Raw genomic sequence first — 16,327 nt, 5'->3', positions numbered from 1 at the left:
CTCCGTGCCGGCTTTGCTACGATTACCGTTTATCTCGCGCCCCTCAGGCGCCATCCCATCAGGTTCTATCCACCATGATCGAAACCAATCCGATCCTCGCGCAGATCGCGGGCCTCACCGGTCGCATCGAGTCGCTTAGGGGGTATCTTTGACTACGACGCCAAGCGTGAGCGTCTGGAAGAAGTAAGCCGCGAACTGGAAAGTCCCAACGTGTGGGACGACCCGCCGCGCGCGCAGGAGCTGGGCCGCGAACGCGCCCGCCTCGACACCATTGTCAGCGGCATCGACCGCATCACCGCAGGCCTGACCGACGCCGGCGAACTGCTGGAAATGGCCGCCGCCGACGGCGACGAGGCCACCGTGCAATCCATACAAGCCGACGTCGGCAAGCTTGACGCCGAGGTGAGCAAGCTGGAATTCCAGCGCATGTTCTCCGGCAAGATGGATGCAACGAACGCCTTCGTCGACGTTCAGGCTGGTGCCGGCGGTACCGAGGCGCAGGACTGGGCCGAAATGTTGCTGCGCATGTACCTGCGCTGGTGTGAATCGCGCGGCTGGAAAACCGAGCTGATGGAAGTGAGCGCGGGCGATGTGGCCGGCATCAAGTCCGCCACTTTCCGCGTGGAAGGCGACTACGCCTACGGCTGGCTGAAAACCGAAATCGGGGTGCACCGCCTGGTGCGCAAGAGCCCGTTCGATTCCGACAACCGCCGCCACACCAGCTTCACCTCGGTGTTCGTGTCGCCGGAAGTCGACGACGATATCGACATCGAGATCAATCCGGCCGACCTCAAGACCGACGTGTACCGTTCGTCCGGCGCCGGTGGCCAGCACGTCAACAAGACCGAATCGGCCGTGCGTATCACGCACGTTCCGACGGGCGTGGTAGTGGCCTGCCAAACTGAGCGCAGCCAGCACGCCAACCGCGACCGCGCCATGAAGATGCTGGCCGCCAAGCTGTACGAACTGGAGATACAAAAGCGCAATGCCGAAAAGGATGCGCTGGAAGCGTCCAAGTCCGATATCGGCTGGGGCAGCCAGATCCGCAACTACGTGCTGGACCAGAGCCGCATCAAGGATCTGCGCACCGGCATCGAGCGCACCGATACGCAGAAGGTGCTGGACGGCGACCTGGACGAGTTCGTGGAAGCCAGCCTGAAAGCGGGCCTGGATGCCGGCGCCAAGCGCGTCGATGCGTGATGATGGCGATGCCTGACCACCTACCGAGGAGTCACAGCATGAGCGGCAAGACGATCTACGCAGTTCTGTTTGCATGCGCAAGCTTGGTGTTCTTCAGCCACATGGCGAACGCAGCCGACCAGGGTGTCAAGCAGGATGCGAAGAACGCCGGACATGCTATCGGCAACGGCGCTCGCGACGTGGGGCACGCAACCGCGCATGTTGCCAAAACGATCGGTCATGGCGCAAAAGAAGCGGGCCAAGGCATCGGACATGGCGCGAAGGAAGCCGGCCAGGGCATTGGGCATGGCACGCGCAAGGGTTGGGATGCGACCAAGCACGCGGTCAAGCATGTGTTCGGCAAAGACGACTGACGAGCGGCGTTTTCGGAAGAAAGCCATCCCGTTGTTTGGCAATCAGCGATAGATAAATAGAAATGTTCGGCACTCCAATGAGCGCCGGCAGCAATGGAATCTCCATGAGCGAAGCAACCGAAAACCCGATCGTCGACGAAAACAAGCTGATCGCTGAGCGCCGCGAGAAGTTGAACGCGCTGCGCGAGCAGGGCATTGCCTTCCCGAACGACTTCAAAGTGGACGCATTTGCGGGCGATCTGCAGGACGAGTTCGCCGACAAGGAGCAGCACACGGCTGAAGCCATCGAAGCGCTGGCACGCCGCGTGAAAGTCGCCGGTCGCATCGTGCTCAAGCGTGTGCAAGGCAAAGTCAGCTTCGTGCAGATGCAGGATTTCACTGGCCGCATCCAGCTGTTCATCCACCAGGGCACGGTGGGTGAGGCCACGTACGAGGCGTTCAAGGGTTGGGATGTCGGCGATATCGTCGGCGCCGAAGGTCTGCTGATGCGCACCAAGACCGGCGAATTGTCGGTAAAGGTGGGAACGCTGCGCCTGCTCACCAAGAGCCTGCGCCCGCTGCCGGACAAATGGCACGGCCTGGCCGATGTGGAGCAGCGCTACCGTCAGCGTTACGTCGACCTGATCGTCACGGAGGAAGCGCGCCGCGCCTTCATGCTGCGCTCGAAGATCATCGGCTACATGCGCAAGTGGCTGGAAGCCGAGCCGTACCGCTTCATGGAAGTGGAAACGCCGATGATGCACATGATCCCCGGCGGCGCCGTGGCGCGTCCGTTCATCACGCATCACAACGCGCTGGATATCGATCTGTTTCTTCGCGTAGCGCCGGAGCTGTACCTGAAGCGCCTGGTGGTGGGCGGTTTCGACCGCGTCTACGAGATCAACCGCAACTTCCGCAACGAGGGCGTGTCCACCCGGCACAACCCCGAATTCACCATGCTGGAGCTGTACCAGGCGTACGCCACCTATCACGAGATCATGGACCTCACCGAGTCGGTGATTCGCGATACGGCCAAATCAGTACTAGGCACCACCAAGCTTTCCTGGGAAGGCGTCGAGATCGACGTTGGCCCCGCGTTCCGCCGCTGGCGCATGGAAGACGCCGTGCTGGAACTCAATCCCGAGATCAAGCGCGAGGAACTGCGCGATCGCGAAGCGATGGCCGCGCATGCCAAGCGCCTGGGCGCGCAGGTAAAACCGGGCTACGGCTGGGGCAAGCTGCTGCTGGAAATTTTCGAGAAGACGGTGGAACACACCCTGGTGCAACCCACCTTCATCATCGATCACCCGGTGGAAGTGTCGCCGTTGGCACGCGAGAACGATGTCGACAAAGGCATCACCGACCGCTTCGAGCTGTTCATCAATGGCAAGGAACTGGCCAACGGCTTCTCCGAATTGAACGATCCGGAAGACCAGGCCGCGCGTTTCCAGGCGCAGGTGGATGCGAAAGACTCCGGGGATGACGAAGCGATGCACTTCGATGCGGATTACATCCGCGCGCTGGAAGTGGGCTTGCCGCCGACCGGCGGTCTTGGTGTCGGCATCGATCGGCTGGTGATGCTCTTCACCAACTCGTCGTCGATTCGCGACGTGCTGCTGTTTCCCTACATGCGTCCCGAGGCGTAAAGCTCTGCGTTTTTGCACATTGCTAAAAGCTTGCTACGCCCTCTCCCCTCCGGAGAGAGGGCTGGGGTGAGGGGCAACCTCGCGCCATGCTCGATGGTGTCGCGGAGATCGAAGCCAAAAACGGTTTAAAGGGTTCAAACGTCTACGCAAGCCGTGGCCCCTCACCCCAACCCTCTCCCCGAAGGGGGGAGGGAGCCGGTCTGGGCTTCGTTGAAGTTCGAGGCGAGATTGCGTGGGGCCAAATGCCTTTAGGCCGATTCACGGCGTGCTGCGCTCAGTCTCCAAACGAGCCAACCTTCACAAAGCCACCTCCTTGATACCAGCCCGCCGGATCATCGGCGGGAAGCGGCGGCGTCGACTCCAAATGGACGCGGAACGGTTCGGAACTGTCGGCGGGCGTATACCCCAGCGCCGCTGCCTGCCGGTTATCCCACCACGCATCGCGATTCGCAGACATGCCATAGACAATCGTGTGCCCGACGCCAGGAACGAATAAGGCGCGGCAAATCAACTGCTCCAGGTCGTCGTAGCTCAGCCAGGTGATCAGCATGCGCCGATCGATCGGTTCCGGATAGCTGGAACCGATGCGCAGACAGACCGTTTCAATGCCGTAGCGATCGAAGTAGAAGCGTGACAACTGCTCACCGAATGCCTTGCTGATGCCGTAATAACCATCGGGCTTTGTCGGGGCATTTGCATCGATAACGTCACCTTGCCGGTAGTAACCGATGACATGGTTGGAACTGGCGAACACGACGCGCCGGACGCCATGACGTCGTGCAGCTTCGTAAAGATGATAGGTGCCCTGGATATTGGCGGGCAGTATTTCCTCGAACGGTCGCTCTACCGATACACCACCCATGTGGACGATGGCGTCAACGCCGGTGACCAGTGCGTGCACGGCCTCTTTGTCGGCAAGGTTGCAAGGCGCGAGTTCTTCTTGTGGGAGGGCAGTGCCGAGATCTGCGATATCAGATACGCGCAGGATATCGGCGTAGCGCTTCAGGCGCGTGCGCAGTACGTTGCCGAGTTTTCCCGCTGCGCCGGTCAACAACAGGCGGTGGCAATGCGTACTTATCTGGGCGAGTGGATCAGATGTCATGAGCGTTTGCTCCACGTGCAGGGTGAGCAGAAACTACCTGGCATGACGCGACGGCGCAGCAGCACGTCAAAGCACGCCGGCATAGGCGGTTTCCGGATAGCCGCGTACACCGGGGCGTACCGCAAACACGTGGCCATCGTGTTCGCTGGCACCCTCGGCAGGGCGAATCGAGGTAATGAACAGGGTGTCGAGTGCCGGTCCGCCAAACGCGCACATCGAGGGTTTTATCGCGGGCAGCTCAATGCTGCGGTCAAGCCGGCCATCCGGCGTAAAGCGAAGCACACGCGCCGCATCGTTGGCGCAGATCCAATAGCAACCGTCCGCATCGACAGCGGCGCCATCCGGCCTTCCCACGAAATGGTTCAGATCCGCGAACACACGCCTTCTGCTTGGCTCGCCCGTTTCGATGTCATAGTCGAAAGCCCAGATCAGGCGTCGGGAAGGGTGGGAGTCAGACAGGTACATGGTGCGTCCGTCGGGCGACCAGGATAATCCGTTCTGCACGATCAAGCCGTCGATCGCCGGCGCGGACAAGTCTCCTTGTGCGTCGAAGCGGTACAGCGCACCGGCTGGCTGGGCCTGTGCCATATCCTGCACCATCGTGCCGGCCCAGAAGTTGCCTTGTCGATCGCAGCGGCCATCATTGAAACGCATGCCGGGTGCTGCGAAGACCGGCGCAGCCAGTCTGCGAACCGTGGCGTGCGCTGGTTCTGAATGATCTTTGCCGCGAGCGGGCAAGTCCACCGCAAAAAGCCCGGTTTCCATGCCGGCAAGCACCGTACCTTGTTGGTCGAAGGTGATGCATGCGACTTTTTCCGGTAGCACCCACTCGCTGCGTGCGCTGGTTTCCAGATGCAGGCGAATGATCTTGCAGGCGGGGATATCCACCCAATACAAGGCGGATTCCTGCGCACGCCATACCGGGCTTTCACCCACACCGGCCGGTTCGCTGACGGGAGAGGTGATACGTTCGACGGCATCGTAGATCGGCATGTCACGTGTCCTTAAAACTTGAAACGCACACCAAGCATGGCCACGCCTTGGCTTGGGCCGGATGATGGCATGCCGTTCTGCGAGTCGCCGACCGAAGCGGTTGCGTCGACGATGGTGCTGACGCCGCCGATGGTACGCAAGGTTTTGCCGCTGGCTTTCTGATAGGCCTGCAAGGCATACAACGCGACATACTCGTTCAGCACGTACAACTGTTCCAATGAAAGTTGCTGATATCGTGCCAGCGAGCTCAAGCCGTTGCAGGCCGCTTCGGCGGTGTAGCTGTATCCTGCTGCGAGGGTCATGGCCGGCGTCAAAGCGTAGTTGGAAATGATGCCGTAGCTGTTGAATACGGCCGTGTCTGTGAACAGGGATGCCGGACCCGGCGCATAGCGGATATTGGCATAGTTCAGGCCAACCATCTTTTTACCGAAGCGGTAGCGTGCAGCGGTGCCAAGCAGCTTGGCATTGTCGGCCGATGCATAACCTCGGTTGATCGGCGCGTTCATGGCAAACGTGGCGACTGCGCTGGTGGTTGCCAGCTTATTGAGTTGCACGTAGCCCGCGGACCAGGCAAACCCTTCATGATCGTAACGGACGGCGGCACTGAGGCTGCCGCCATTCCAGCCATTGCCGATGCGTCGCGCCAATCCGTATTGCACGCTGCCTTGCCAGTCGCGGATTTTAGGAGAGGCATAGGTAAATGCATTGGTCAGGCGCAGGGTGGTATCCATCGCGATGATGTCACCCGGATGCGTGCCGGTGGCGCCGGTCAGCACGTTGGCAGGCCCCTGGCCGCCAACGTATTGGAAATAAGGCGTGTACTGGCGACCCATGGTCAGCGTGCCATAACGCTTGTCGCTGATGCCGGCAAACGCCTGGCGATTTAAAAAGACACCGGGTGCGCCGAGTTTGCCCTTGCGTACATCCAGGTTGGTCTCTGCCCTGGCCAACGCTTGCGTGTTTTCGTTGAAGTCGTACGTGCCAGACAGCCCTAACTTGTTGGCCAGCAAATTGCTCTGGGCCATATAGGTGTTATCCGCGTGGCCGTCGCGATTGCTGACGTAGGCATAGGCGACGTCGACGACTCCGTAGAAGGTGACGGAGGCTTTCTGCGATGAATACGTTAGTTCCGCCCAGGCACCGGGTGACACGCTGGTCGCCAACAGCGCAATACACGTTTTAGCGCGTTTGATGGAAAGACGGCTTCCTGCGTTTTTCATGCTTTCGTCCTTGTGTGGTGCTTCCAATCCGTCCGGCGTTCCCAGGGAAACTCTGATTCATGCCGGGTTCGTCGTCCCGGCGAAGGCCGGGACCCAGTGTCTTTAAGCACATAGAAGTCGCCGAGCCCCTGTTTGACCAGCCGCGCTGTTGTGAAGCGTCTCGCTGGGACGCTGATTTATTCGGAGCACCCCTAGTGCTCACATTGCAAACTCAGCTTGTGCCAGCCGTGCATCACGCTTTGCTTGAGAATGCGCGCGCCTGACACATGCAGTTGCCGTGTTTCGCTGGCTGGCAGCAAGAGCTCGACGGTATCCGTATGGGCAGGCATGCATCCTTCGCGGGTGACAGTCAGCGCGATGCTCTGTAGATCCGAAATGGCGCGAATCTGCCAGCAACCTTGCTGTCCATCGCGCCAGGCTTCGGTTTCGCCATCGTCTTCAATACAACCACCGCTTGCCTCGCCGATGCCGGCAACCGGTACGACCATGAAGCCGCGTTGGTCGGCGCGCTGATCGAAATGCTGCTCGGCCGTGTTGAGCGCAATCACCCCGCCTTCGCGAATGAGCATGACGGGCTGCTCCCACGGTGCCGGCAGCGATACGGTTTGCCCCCCTTCGAACGACTCGCCGGTCCAATAAGCCACCCAGCGCGTTCCGGCCGGAAGGTAGACGTCGCGCGTGGCTTGTCCCGACTCCACCACCGGCGCCACCAGCAAGGACGAGCCCAGCATCATGTCGTCGTTGATGTCATAACAGCGGCGGTCGGCAGGGAATTCGGCGAAGGTTGGGCGCAGCACCGGCTCATAGGCTTGCGTCGATTGCCACAGCAGTTCGTACAGATAGGGAATCAAGTGGTAGCGGAGTTTGATCAGCGCGGCGATGTGAGACGTCACCGCCGGATACATCCAGGGTTCGTTGACGGTGTGATCGTCGTTCCACGAGTGGATGGAAAAGCGCGGCATGAACACACCAAACGCCACCCAGCGCACCAGCAATTCCGGTGAAGGTGCCGGGCCGGCGAAACCGCCGATGTCGTGCCCGATATTGGAGATGCCAGACAAGGCCAATCCAAGACCCATCCTGAGGTTGTAGCGCAGCGTTTCCCAGGAGGTGTAGTTGTCGCCCGACCAGGTTTGCACATAGCGATGCATGCCCACGCCGCCCGAGCGGGACACCAGGAACGGCCGCGTTGCCGGCGCGTGCTCGCGCTGCGCATCGCGTGATGCGCGCATCATCAGCATCGTCTGCAAAACCTTGGCTTCGTGCGCCGGATAGGGTTTGCCAAAACCTTTCGCCGACGCATCCGGCGACCAGAATTCAAACTCGTTGTTGTCGTTCCAGGTGGATGCAATGCCGTAATCGAGCAGGGCGGTTTTTACTTGCGCCTTCCACCATGCGATGGTGTCGGGGTTGGTGAAATCGAGGTAGGCGCCCACTTCATCCCAGAACTGCACCCAGGCCGGGTCACCGTTGGCATCGCACACCAGCAAGCCTGCTTTCTGGGTTTCAGCAAAGGCAGGGTGATCGCGCAGCAGGCAAGGTTTGATATTGGCGCAAAGGCGGATGCCGCTCTGGCGGTAGCCGTCGACAAAACCACGTGCGTCCGGAAATTTATCGCGATTCCAGTGGAACACATAACGCTTGTTGCCGATGGAGGTGTAACCCGACGACAGATGGAACGAATCGCACAGAATGTCGTGCTCACGGCAGTGCTCGACAAACTCATCCATGCGCGCCTGCGCGTTGGGCGCGTCGGTATAGGTCATGGTGGACCCGGAGTAGCCCAGCCCCCAGCGTGGCATCCATGCCGGACGGCCGGTCAGCCAGGTAAAGCGGCGTACCGCGTGCAAGGGGGTATCCGGCGAGGCGATGAAGTAATAGTCGAGGTCGCCGTGTTTGGCTACGAAGTAGCGGTAGTGGCCGTGATAGTTGTCCAGCTCGCGCCCCATGTCGAAGCTGCAATCGGCCAGCGTGTCGTAGAACAGGCCGAAACCCGTGCCCGCTTCCGGCTGCCAGGTCAAATAGAACGGAATGTGCTTGTAGAGCGGGTCGGTGCTGCGTGCGCTGTAGCCCATAGCGTCGAGATTGCGCATCTCGTAGCGCTGGCCAGCGCGGTTCAATTCGCCGGCGCGCTCGCCCAGTCCGAAATACATGTCATCGGCTTGGCGCTGTACATAGTGATAGACCTGCTCATCCCAATAACCGAAGTTGTAGGCTTGGGTAGCGCGGTCCGTCAGCACGGTGTGCCACTGTCCGTTGCGTTGCAGCTCCCAATGGCAGCGTCCGCCAGCAAGTTCGACTGTCAGGCGGATGGCCTCGGTTTGCACGCGCAGCGTTTCATCGTTGACCTGCACGTCGAACGAGGGCAGGGTGAAGCCACTGAGATCCCATCGGTCGCGCCCATGCACAGGCACATCTTCCATGCCCGGTGCGATCGCCCACGTGGGCAGTCCACGCAGCTCGCCATCGGGCAATACCAGTACGCGGATAATGTCCTGTTCCAACACGAACAGTTCAAGCGCCGCGCCATTGTCGCTGACGAGGCGAAGGTGATGTTGCTCCTGGGGGTGAAGCTGGAAGCGAGGCGGATGCAGTAATGACATGGATATCGCCTTATTGAGATGCAAGGACTTTCTGTTTCACGAGCTGCGTCGCGCGATCCTGTTGCGACTGACCGCGGATCAGCCAGATCAGCAAAGCTGCGCCGATCAGGTCGAAGGTGCCCATCATGCCGAACAAGGGGCCGTAGCCCACGGTGTCGGCCAATGCGCCTACTATCAACGAGAAACTGAGTCCGCCGATCCATGCGGCCATGCCAGCGAAGCCGCTGGCCGTGCCGACTTCTTCCGGATCGAATACGTCGGCGCTGAGCGTATTGACCAGGGTTGAAATCATCTGGTGCGCGAAGCCGCCGATGCAGAACAGCGCGATGGCTTCATAAGGCGACGCTACGAGGCCGATACAGGCCGGCCCGATCATCATGATGGCGCCCAGCACCACGCCGCTGACCCGCGACCACAACAACGGCACGCGGAAATGTTTCATCAGGAACGGCGACAAATAACCGCCGGCCAGTCCGCCCAGGTCCGCCGCCAGAAACGGCAGCCAGGCGTACATCGCGATTTCCTTGAGCTCCATGTGTCTTGCGCTGGACAGGTACAGCGGAATCCAGAAGCTGAAGGTCTGCCAAGCGGGCTCGGCAAAAAAACGGGGTAGCGCGATGGCCCAGAAGCGTCGCGACGTCATGACCTCACGCACCGGCCGTTTGGATCGCGATGCATTGACTGGCCGAGCCTGTCCAGTTTGGATCTTGTCGCGCTCGGTGGAAGATAGCCGGGCGTGCTCGCGCGGAGAGCGGTAAAAGCTGTACCACAGCGCAGCCCATACAAAGCCAAGGGCTCCGGTGGCCGCAAAGGCGGTTTGCCAGCCGAAGCGCAGCGAGATAAAGATCACCAACGGTGGCGCGAGCAAGGCGCCCAGCGACGTGCCTGCGTTGAAATAGCCGACAGCGATGGACTTTTCCTTGTCGGGAAACCATTCCGCCACAGCCTTCATGCCGGCCGGAATGGCGGCCGCTTCCGTAAGCCCCATCAGGCCGCGAAAACTGGCCAGCGAAAACCAGCCCACGGAGCCTGCGTGCAGACAGCCGGCCACCGACCACAACACGGCGAACAGCGCAAAACCGATGCGCAAGCCAATCAGGTCAATGATGAATCCGCACACCGGCTGCATAATCGTGTAGCCGACCTGGAAGGCGCCGACGACATAGGAGTACTGCTCCGTGCTCATGCCGAGTTCGGTCTTCAGCTGCGGCGCCAATACCCCGAGTGAATTGCGTGCAAGGTAGTTAGTAATGGTGCCCAGGCACACCAAAGCGATGATCCACCAGCGCAGTCCTTTGATGGTTTTCACAATCTGTTCCCTCTCCCTTTTGGAACTCTGTGGTGTGTTGTGTCAGCGCACCAGGCAGGGGCGTTTCGGATCGAATTGCCAGCCCGGCACCAGGTAGCGCATCGCGACGGCGTCATCGCGTGCACCAAGTCCGTGCTGCAAGTAAAGCGAATGGGCTTGTTCGATCTGAGCCATATCCAGCGTAATTCCCAGTCCCGGCGCGGTCGGCACGTCGATGTCGCCGTCCACGATGCGCAAGGGCTCGCGGGTCAGGCGCTGACCGTCTTGCCAGATCCAGTGGGTATCGATCGCGGTGATCTGTCCGGGTGCGGCGGCGGCCACATGGGTGAACATGGCCAGCGAGATGTCGAAATGGTTGTTGGAGTGCGAACCCCAGGTCAGGCCCCACTCATCGCATAGCTGCGCGACGCGCACCGAGCCTTGCATGGTCCAGAAATGCGGATCGGCCAGCGGAATGTCGACGGCCTGCAATTGAATGGCATGGCTCAACTGGCGCCAATCGGTTGCAATCATGTTGGTGGCGGTCGGCAATCCGGTTGCGCGGCGGAATTCGGCCATCACTTCGCGTCCGGAATAACCGCCTTCTGCACCGCAGGGATCTTCCGCATAGGCCAGCACGCCGCGTTTGTCGCGGCACAAGCGAATGGCTTCAGTCAGCGACCACGCCCCATTGGGGTCGAGCGTGATGCGTGCGTCAGGAAACGCTTCGGTCAGCGCGATGACTGCCTGCATTTCCTCGTCGCCGCGCAGCACGCCGCCCTTGAGCTTGAAATCCTTGAAGCCGTAACGCTTACGTGCGGCCTGGGCCAGCTGCACCACGGCTTCCGCTGTCAGTGCCTGTTGATGACGCAGGTGCGTCCAGTCGTCGGAGGCATCGCTTCCATCCGAGTATTCCAGATCGGTGCGCGTGCGATCACCGATAAAGAACAGGTAGCCGAGCACTGGCACTTTGGCGCGTTGCTGTCCTTGTCCCAGCAATGCCGCAACAGGGACACCCAAGTGTTGACCAAGCAGGTCCAGCAAGGCGCTTTCCAGCGCGGTGACCGCATGCACCGTGGTACGCAGATCGAAGGTCTGCAGACCACGTCCACCGCTGTCCCGATCGGCGAATTGCCGGCGCACGGTATTGAGCACCTGGTTGTAGGCGCCGATCGATTGGCCAACCACCAGCGGCGTCGCGTCTTCCAGTGTCTGCCGGATCGCTTCGCCACCCGGTACTTCACCGACGCCTAGGCGACCCTCTGAATCTTCCAGAATGACGATGTTGCGTGTGAAAAACGGACCGTGCGCGCCGCTCAAGTTGAGCAGCATGCTGTCGCGTCCCGCCACTGGGATCACTTGCAGACGAGTGATGGGCGGCGTGCGGCTGGCAGCATCATAGGCGTGGTGATTCATGGTTTGTTCCAGACGACGTCAAGGTGCGGTGGAAGGAGATTGACCGGATCAGTGCCACTGGCCGTCGATGAGCCGGCGCAGCTTCAGCGGGTTGCTGTCTTGTACGGCAGCGGGTAGCAGTGCGGGCGGCAGATCCTGGTAGCACACTGGCCGCAGGAAACGTTCGATCGCAGCGGTGCCTACGGAAGTGCTGCGCGCATCGGTAGTAGCCGGCCACGGTCCACCATGCACCATTGCATGGCATACCTCCACGCCAGTGGGCCAACCATTGGCAAGGATGCGTCCTGCCTTGCGCTCCAGCACGGGCAGCAGCGTGCCTGCCAGCGCGGTGTCGGCGCTGTCCAAATGCAGCGTTGCGGTGAGCTGGCCTTCCAGGGTTTCAGCCAGGGCGCGTAATTCAGCGGCATCCTTGCAACGCACCAGCAGAGCGGTTGCACCGAAGACTTCTTCATGTAGGTTCGGCTGCGCAATGAAGCTGCCTGCATCGGTGGCAAAGAAACCAGCCTGCGCCGTGTGTTGCGAAGCGGTCTGGCCACGCGCCAGGCAGTGCACGTTGTGCTCTTTTGCTAGCTGCGCGACGCCTTGTTCATAAGCTTCTTGAATGCCTGGCGTGAGCATGGTCTGTGCGCTTGCCGTTTGTAGTGCGGCGACGGCAGCGTCGACAAATGCATTCAATCCAGGACTGTCGATGGCAAACAGCAAGCCGGGATTGGTACAGAACTGCCCCGCGCCAAGTGTCAACGATGCAACGAATGCCGGACCCAGCGCCGCGCCGCGAGCTTCCAGCGCGTGCGGCAGCAGAAACACCGGATTGACCGCACTCAGTTCGCCATAAAAAGGAATCGGTTGCGGGCGTTCCAGCGCGATGCGCCGCAGTGCAAGGCCTCCAGCGCGCGAGCCGGTAAATCCCACGGCTTGGATATGCGGATGGGCGACCAGCGCGCTCGCTACGTTTTTGCGCGCAAACAGCAAGGAGAAAACACCTTCGGGAAGGGCGCATTGCGCCACAGCGCGCTGAATCGCCAGACCCACCAGTTCGGATGTACCCGGATGAGCCGAGTGCGCCTTGACCACCACCGGACAACCCGCCGCCAGCGCCGATGCGGTATCGCCGCCAGCCACGGAAAAGGCCAGGGGGAAATTGCTGGCGCCAAAGACCACCACCGGACCGACTGCGATGCGGCGCATGCGCAGGTCTGCACGCGGCAGAGGTTTGCGTTCGGGCAGGGCTGGATCGATACGTGCGCCGGTGGCATCGCCCGCGCGCACGACGGTCGCAAACAGGCGCAACTGGTTGCAGGTACGTCCGCGCTCACCTTCCAGCCGGGCACGTGGCAAGCCGGTTTCGGCCATCGCACGCTCGATCAGGACATCACCCAGCGCTTCGATCTGTGTGGCGATGGTTTCCAGAAACTGCGCACGGACCTCGGGTTCCGTTTCGCGATACGTATCGAAAGCGCCGGCCGCCAGTTGGCAGGCACGCTCGACATCGTCGTGAGTGGCCAGGCCGAAGGAAGGCTCCAAGGTTTCACCCGTCGCCGGATTGACAGCGTGGAAAGTTCCCGCGCTGCCCATCGTTTGTGCGGCACCCAGCAACAGCTTTCCGCTCAGCGACATGATTACGCCTCCATCAGTTTGGGAAGACGCGCCACCAGCGCCGACAGATCGGCGCACTCGGCGTCGGTAAGGTCGGTCAGCGGCGGACGCACCGGACCGGCATCGCGGCCGATCACTTTCAAGCCGGCCTTGACGATCGACACTGCGTAGCCACGCTTGCGGTTGCGTATCGCGATATAGGGGAGCACAAACTCGTTCAAGGCGCGGTAAACCTTGTCGTGGTCACCGGCACGCACTGCCTTGTAGAAATACACCGCAAATTCCGGCACAAAGTTGAAAATGGCCGAGGAGTAGGTGGTGACGCCCAGGGTCAGATAGGGCAGCGCGAACGTTTCCGCCGTGGGCAGTCCACCGACATAGGTCAGGCGATCGCCCAGCTTGGCGTAAATGCGCGTCATCAATTCGATGTCGCCGATGCCGTCCTTGAAACCCACCAGGTTCGGGCAATGATCGGCCAGGCGCGCCAGGGCATGTTCATCCAGCACCTGATTGGCGCGGTTGTAAACGATCACACCCAGGCTTGTGGATTTGCATACCTGTTCTACGTGTTCGGCCACGCCGTCGGTGGATGCCTCGGTAAGGTAAGGCGGCAACAACAGGATGCCATCCGCGCCGGCATCTTCCGCAGCTCGACAGTACTCCTTAGCCATGGCCGTGCCGTAGCCGCTTGGCGCGATCAGCGGGACGCCACTGCCACCAATCTCGGAAACAGCCGTGCGCACCACGCGACCGACTTCCGACGGCGTCAATGAAAAGAACTCACCGGTGCCACCAGCCGCGAACAGTCCTGCTACCTGATACTGGGACAACCAGCTCAAGTGGGAGCGATACGCGGCTTCATCGAACGACAAATCGGACTTGAACGGCGTGACAGGAAAGGAGAGCAGGCCAGCGCCGATCTGTTTGGCAAATTCGTGGGGTGTGTGACGGGACATGAAGGTCGTTCGCGATGCCGGGAGGGGGCCCCGACTGTTGCACTCGGCAGGGGCGCAAGTCCAAACTAAGCCTTGATTTGATCAATACAAATTTTGAATCAATGTTCGAGCTAAGCCAGCTTCGTTGTTTTGTTGCAGTCGCGGAAGAATTGCACTTCGGGCGTGCTGCAAAACGCTTGCATATGACGCAACCGCCGCTGAGCCGGCAGGTTCGTCTACTCGAGCATCAGATGGGTACGGAGCTGTTGCATCGCAGCAATAGGGTCGTGCAGTTGACTGCTGCGGGCCGGAGTTTTTTGCCGGACGCTGCACGCATCCTACGCATGGCGGAGGAAGCCGCTGTCAGCGCGCGTCGTATTGCGCTTGGGACGGAAGGGGTGCTGGCCATCGGCTTCACCGCTGCGGTCGGCTACGGCAAGCTGCCAGCGCTCGTCAGCGCGGTACGCGCGATGTCCACCGACGTGCGCCTGGTGCTGAAGGAAATGGTCAGCAGCGCGCAGTTGGAAGCGCTTGATGGACACCAGATCGATATCGGCCTGCTAAGGCCAGCCGTCGAGCAAAGCGAATTGATCGCGCTGCCCTGTGCGCGTGAATCACTGATGCTTGCCATCCCTGAATCCGTTGTGCAGCAGTGGCCGGCGGAGCCGACGCTGAAGGACTGTCATGGACGCGCCATGCTGATGTACTCGCCGTATGAGGCGCGCTACTTCCATCAACTGGTCAATCATCTGTTTGATCGCAAGGGCGTGCAGCCGAACATCGTCGAATACGTAAGCCAGATTCACTCCATGCTGGCGCTGGTGCGGGCAGGCATCGGTGCAGCATTGATACCGGCTACGGCTTCTTTACTGCAGTTTCCGGGGGTGATCTATCGCCCCATGGCCACCGTGCCGGCCAAGCCGGTGGAGTTATTGTTTGCCTATCGAAAAGACAACGACAATCCCGTCTTCAATGCTGTGAAGGACGTGCTGCTGCGAACCCTTGCTGAGCAGCCCTAAGTCCGTATTGCAGCAAAGTTGCTTCAACATCTGTGTTTCATGAGCCATTGTCTTGCCGGAAAAGCTTTCCCTGGACAGTAGTGAGCGAAAGCCGGGATTCCATGACTTGATGGCGCCAAAGACGCAGGAACTCAGCTCGATCCGTTTCGCCGTTGTGAAGCGCCTCGCCGGAATGAGGGCAACACAACGCTGAGACGCGATGCCAATCAGGTTGGGGCTTATGGGAGGGCTAAAAGTCCAACTCCTGCGCCGCACACAAATAATCAATCATCGGCGCAATCCGCTTATAGCTCGCCACCATAAACGGCAACAGTTCCGCCGAACACACCAGCGCTTCATCGAACTGCTCGCCCGCCGCAAAATCCTTGCGCTTCAAATCCTCGATCAGCTCATGCCCCGGGTCGAACCCGCGCGGCGGCCGCGTGAGCGATTCGCCCCAGAACGCAAAGTGTTCGCGAAACGTCTTGCTTTGGGTAGCACGCTTCCACGCAGTCGGGTTATCCGCCAGAAAGGCGCGAATGCGCTTCAACGCATCCGGCTCCGGATGCCATATGCCGCCACCGATAAAGCAATCGCCGGGCTTGATGTGCAGATAGAACGACGGCGCTGGAATTTCGTGCCGACGCTCGTGGAAAAAGCGTGCGCTGGCCCAAGGCTTGTACGGTTCCTTGTCGTTCGAAAACCGCGTGTCGCGATAGATGCGGAACAGCGAACCGCCCATCTTGCGCGGGTCGGCGCGGAAATGTTGGCTGATCTTCGCCAGTGGCGCCTGCAAGTCGGTGATGAGTTCCAGAAAAGGATCGCGCACGTCGCGTTCGTATTCGGCCTTGTGTTTCTGGAACCACTCGCGGTTGTTGTTGCGGGCCAGGGCTTTCAGGAAACGGAATGTCGCGGGCGAAAAATAGGCGCGTGGCATAACGGTTCAATTCTCGGGTGGGTTGGGGTGAGCGCATACGAACCCCAATAATGGTGACACA

Annotated in this window: 13 protein-coding genes; 4 read left to right on the top strand and 9 right to left on the bottom strand. The window is 60.6% G+C overall.

The annotated features are described in order from the left end of the window. The first annotated feature begins 74 nt into the window (after positions 1–74). The 3 genes from prfB (at position 75) to lysS (ending at position 3,178) form a co-directional block, all read left to right on the top strand. Positions 75–1,200, top strand: a protein-coding gene (prfB, locus tag ISP18_RS02840; RefSeq protein WP_380016823.1) for a peptide chain release factor 2 whose coding sequence is annotated in 2 segments (ribosomal slippage) — positions 75–149 and positions 151–1,200 — 1,125 coding nt in all. Because the reading frame shifts where the segments join, the coding sequence is not laid out codon by codon here. Positions 1,201–1,238: 38 nt separating this feature from the next. After that, the gene (locus ISP18_RS02835; protein WP_380016821.1) at positions 1,239–1,553 is read left to right on the top strand and encodes a hypothetical protein; all 315 of its coding nucleotides are present in this window, start codon (positions 1,239–1,241) and stop codon (positions 1,551–1,553) included. 104 nt (positions 1,554–1,657) lie between these two features. Continuing rightward, on the top strand, positions 1,658–3,178 hold the full coding sequence (lysS, locus tag ISP18_RS02830; RefSeq protein ID WP_380016819.1) for a lysine--tRNA ligase: 1,521 nt from the start codon (positions 1,658–1,660) through the stop codon (positions 3,176–3,178). Between the two features lie 274 nt (positions 3,179–3,452). Here lysS and ISP18_RS02825 read toward each other — a convergent pair whose 3' ends face one another. From ISP18_RS02825 to kdgD, 8 genes are all read right to left on the bottom strand, one after another. Then, positions 3,453–4,280, bottom strand: a complete 828-nt coding sequence (locus ISP18_RS02825; protein WP_380016817.1) for an NAD-dependent epimerase/dehydratase family protein — start codon at positions 4,278–4,280, stop codon at positions 3,453–3,455. Positions 4,281–4,346: 66 nt separating this feature from the next. After that, on the bottom strand, positions 4,347–5,273 hold the full coding sequence (locus ISP18_RS02820; RefSeq protein ID WP_380016815.1) for an SMP-30/gluconolactonase/LRE family protein: 927 nt from the start codon (positions 5,271–5,273) through the stop codon (positions 4,347–4,349). Between the two features lie 11 nt (positions 5,274–5,284). Further along, positions 5,285–6,493, bottom strand: coding sequence for a porin (locus ISP18_RS02815; RefSeq protein WP_380016813.1), 1,209 nt, complete (start codon positions 6,491–6,493; stop codon positions 5,285–5,287). Between the two features lie 191 nt (positions 6,494–6,684). Beyond that, positions 6,685–9,096, bottom strand: coding sequence for a glycoside hydrolase family 31 protein (locus ISP18_RS02810; RefSeq protein ID WP_380016811.1), 2,412 nt, complete (start codon positions 9,094–9,096; stop codon positions 6,685–6,687). 10 nt (positions 9,097–9,106) lie between these two features. After that, the gene (locus ISP18_RS02805; RefSeq protein WP_380016809.1) at positions 9,107–10,405 is read right to left on the bottom strand and encodes an MFS transporter; all 1,299 of its coding nucleotides are present in this window, start codon (positions 10,403–10,405) and stop codon (positions 9,107–9,109) included. A 42-nt stretch (positions 10,406–10,447) separates the two neighbouring features. Beyond that, positions 10,448–11,800, bottom strand: a complete 1,353-nt coding sequence (gene gudD, locus ISP18_RS02800; RefSeq protein ID WP_380016807.1) for a glucarate dehydratase — start codon at positions 11,798–11,800, stop codon at positions 10,448–10,450. A gap of 48 nt (positions 11,801–11,848) precedes the next feature. Further along, positions 11,849–13,417, bottom strand: a complete 1,569-nt coding sequence (locus ISP18_RS02795; RefSeq protein ID WP_380016805.1) for an aldehyde dehydrogenase (NADP(+)) — start codon at positions 13,415–13,417, stop codon at positions 11,849–11,851. 2 nt (positions 13,418–13,419) lie between these two features. After that, positions 13,420–14,352 carry a 5-dehydro-4-deoxyglucarate dehydratase gene (gene kdgD / locus ISP18_RS02790; protein ID WP_380016803.1) on the bottom strand — a complete coding sequence of 311 codons (933 nt, stop codon included), beginning with the start codon at positions 14,350–14,352 and terminating at the stop codon, positions 13,420–13,422. A 101-nt stretch (positions 14,353–14,453) separates the two neighbouring features. On the opposite strand from kdgD, the gene ISP18_RS02785 reads away from it, so the two are divergent. Beyond that, positions 14,454–15,350, top strand: a complete 897-nt coding sequence (locus ISP18_RS02785; protein WP_380016801.1) for a LysR family transcriptional regulator — start codon at positions 14,454–14,456, stop codon at positions 15,348–15,350. Positions 15,351–15,579: 229 nt separating this feature from the next. Here the strand turns inward: ISP18_RS02785 and ISP18_RS02780 are convergent, their stop codons facing one another. Further along, positions 15,580–16,266: a DUF2461 domain-containing protein gene (locus ISP18_RS02780; protein WP_380016799.1), complete on the bottom strand. Its 687-nt coding sequence runs from the start codon at positions 16,264–16,266 to the stop codon at positions 15,580–15,582. Positions 16,267–16,327: the final 61 nt, after the last annotated feature.

The sequence above is a fragment of the Dyella humi genome (assembly GCF_044904605.1).
GTDB classification, from domain to species: domain Bacteria; phylum Pseudomonadota; class Gammaproteobacteria; order Xanthomonadales; family Rhodanobacteraceae; genus Dyella_B; species Dyella_B humi.
Note: the sequence above shows the minus strand (reverse complement) of the source record. Positions and strands in the feature narration are given on the sequence as shown.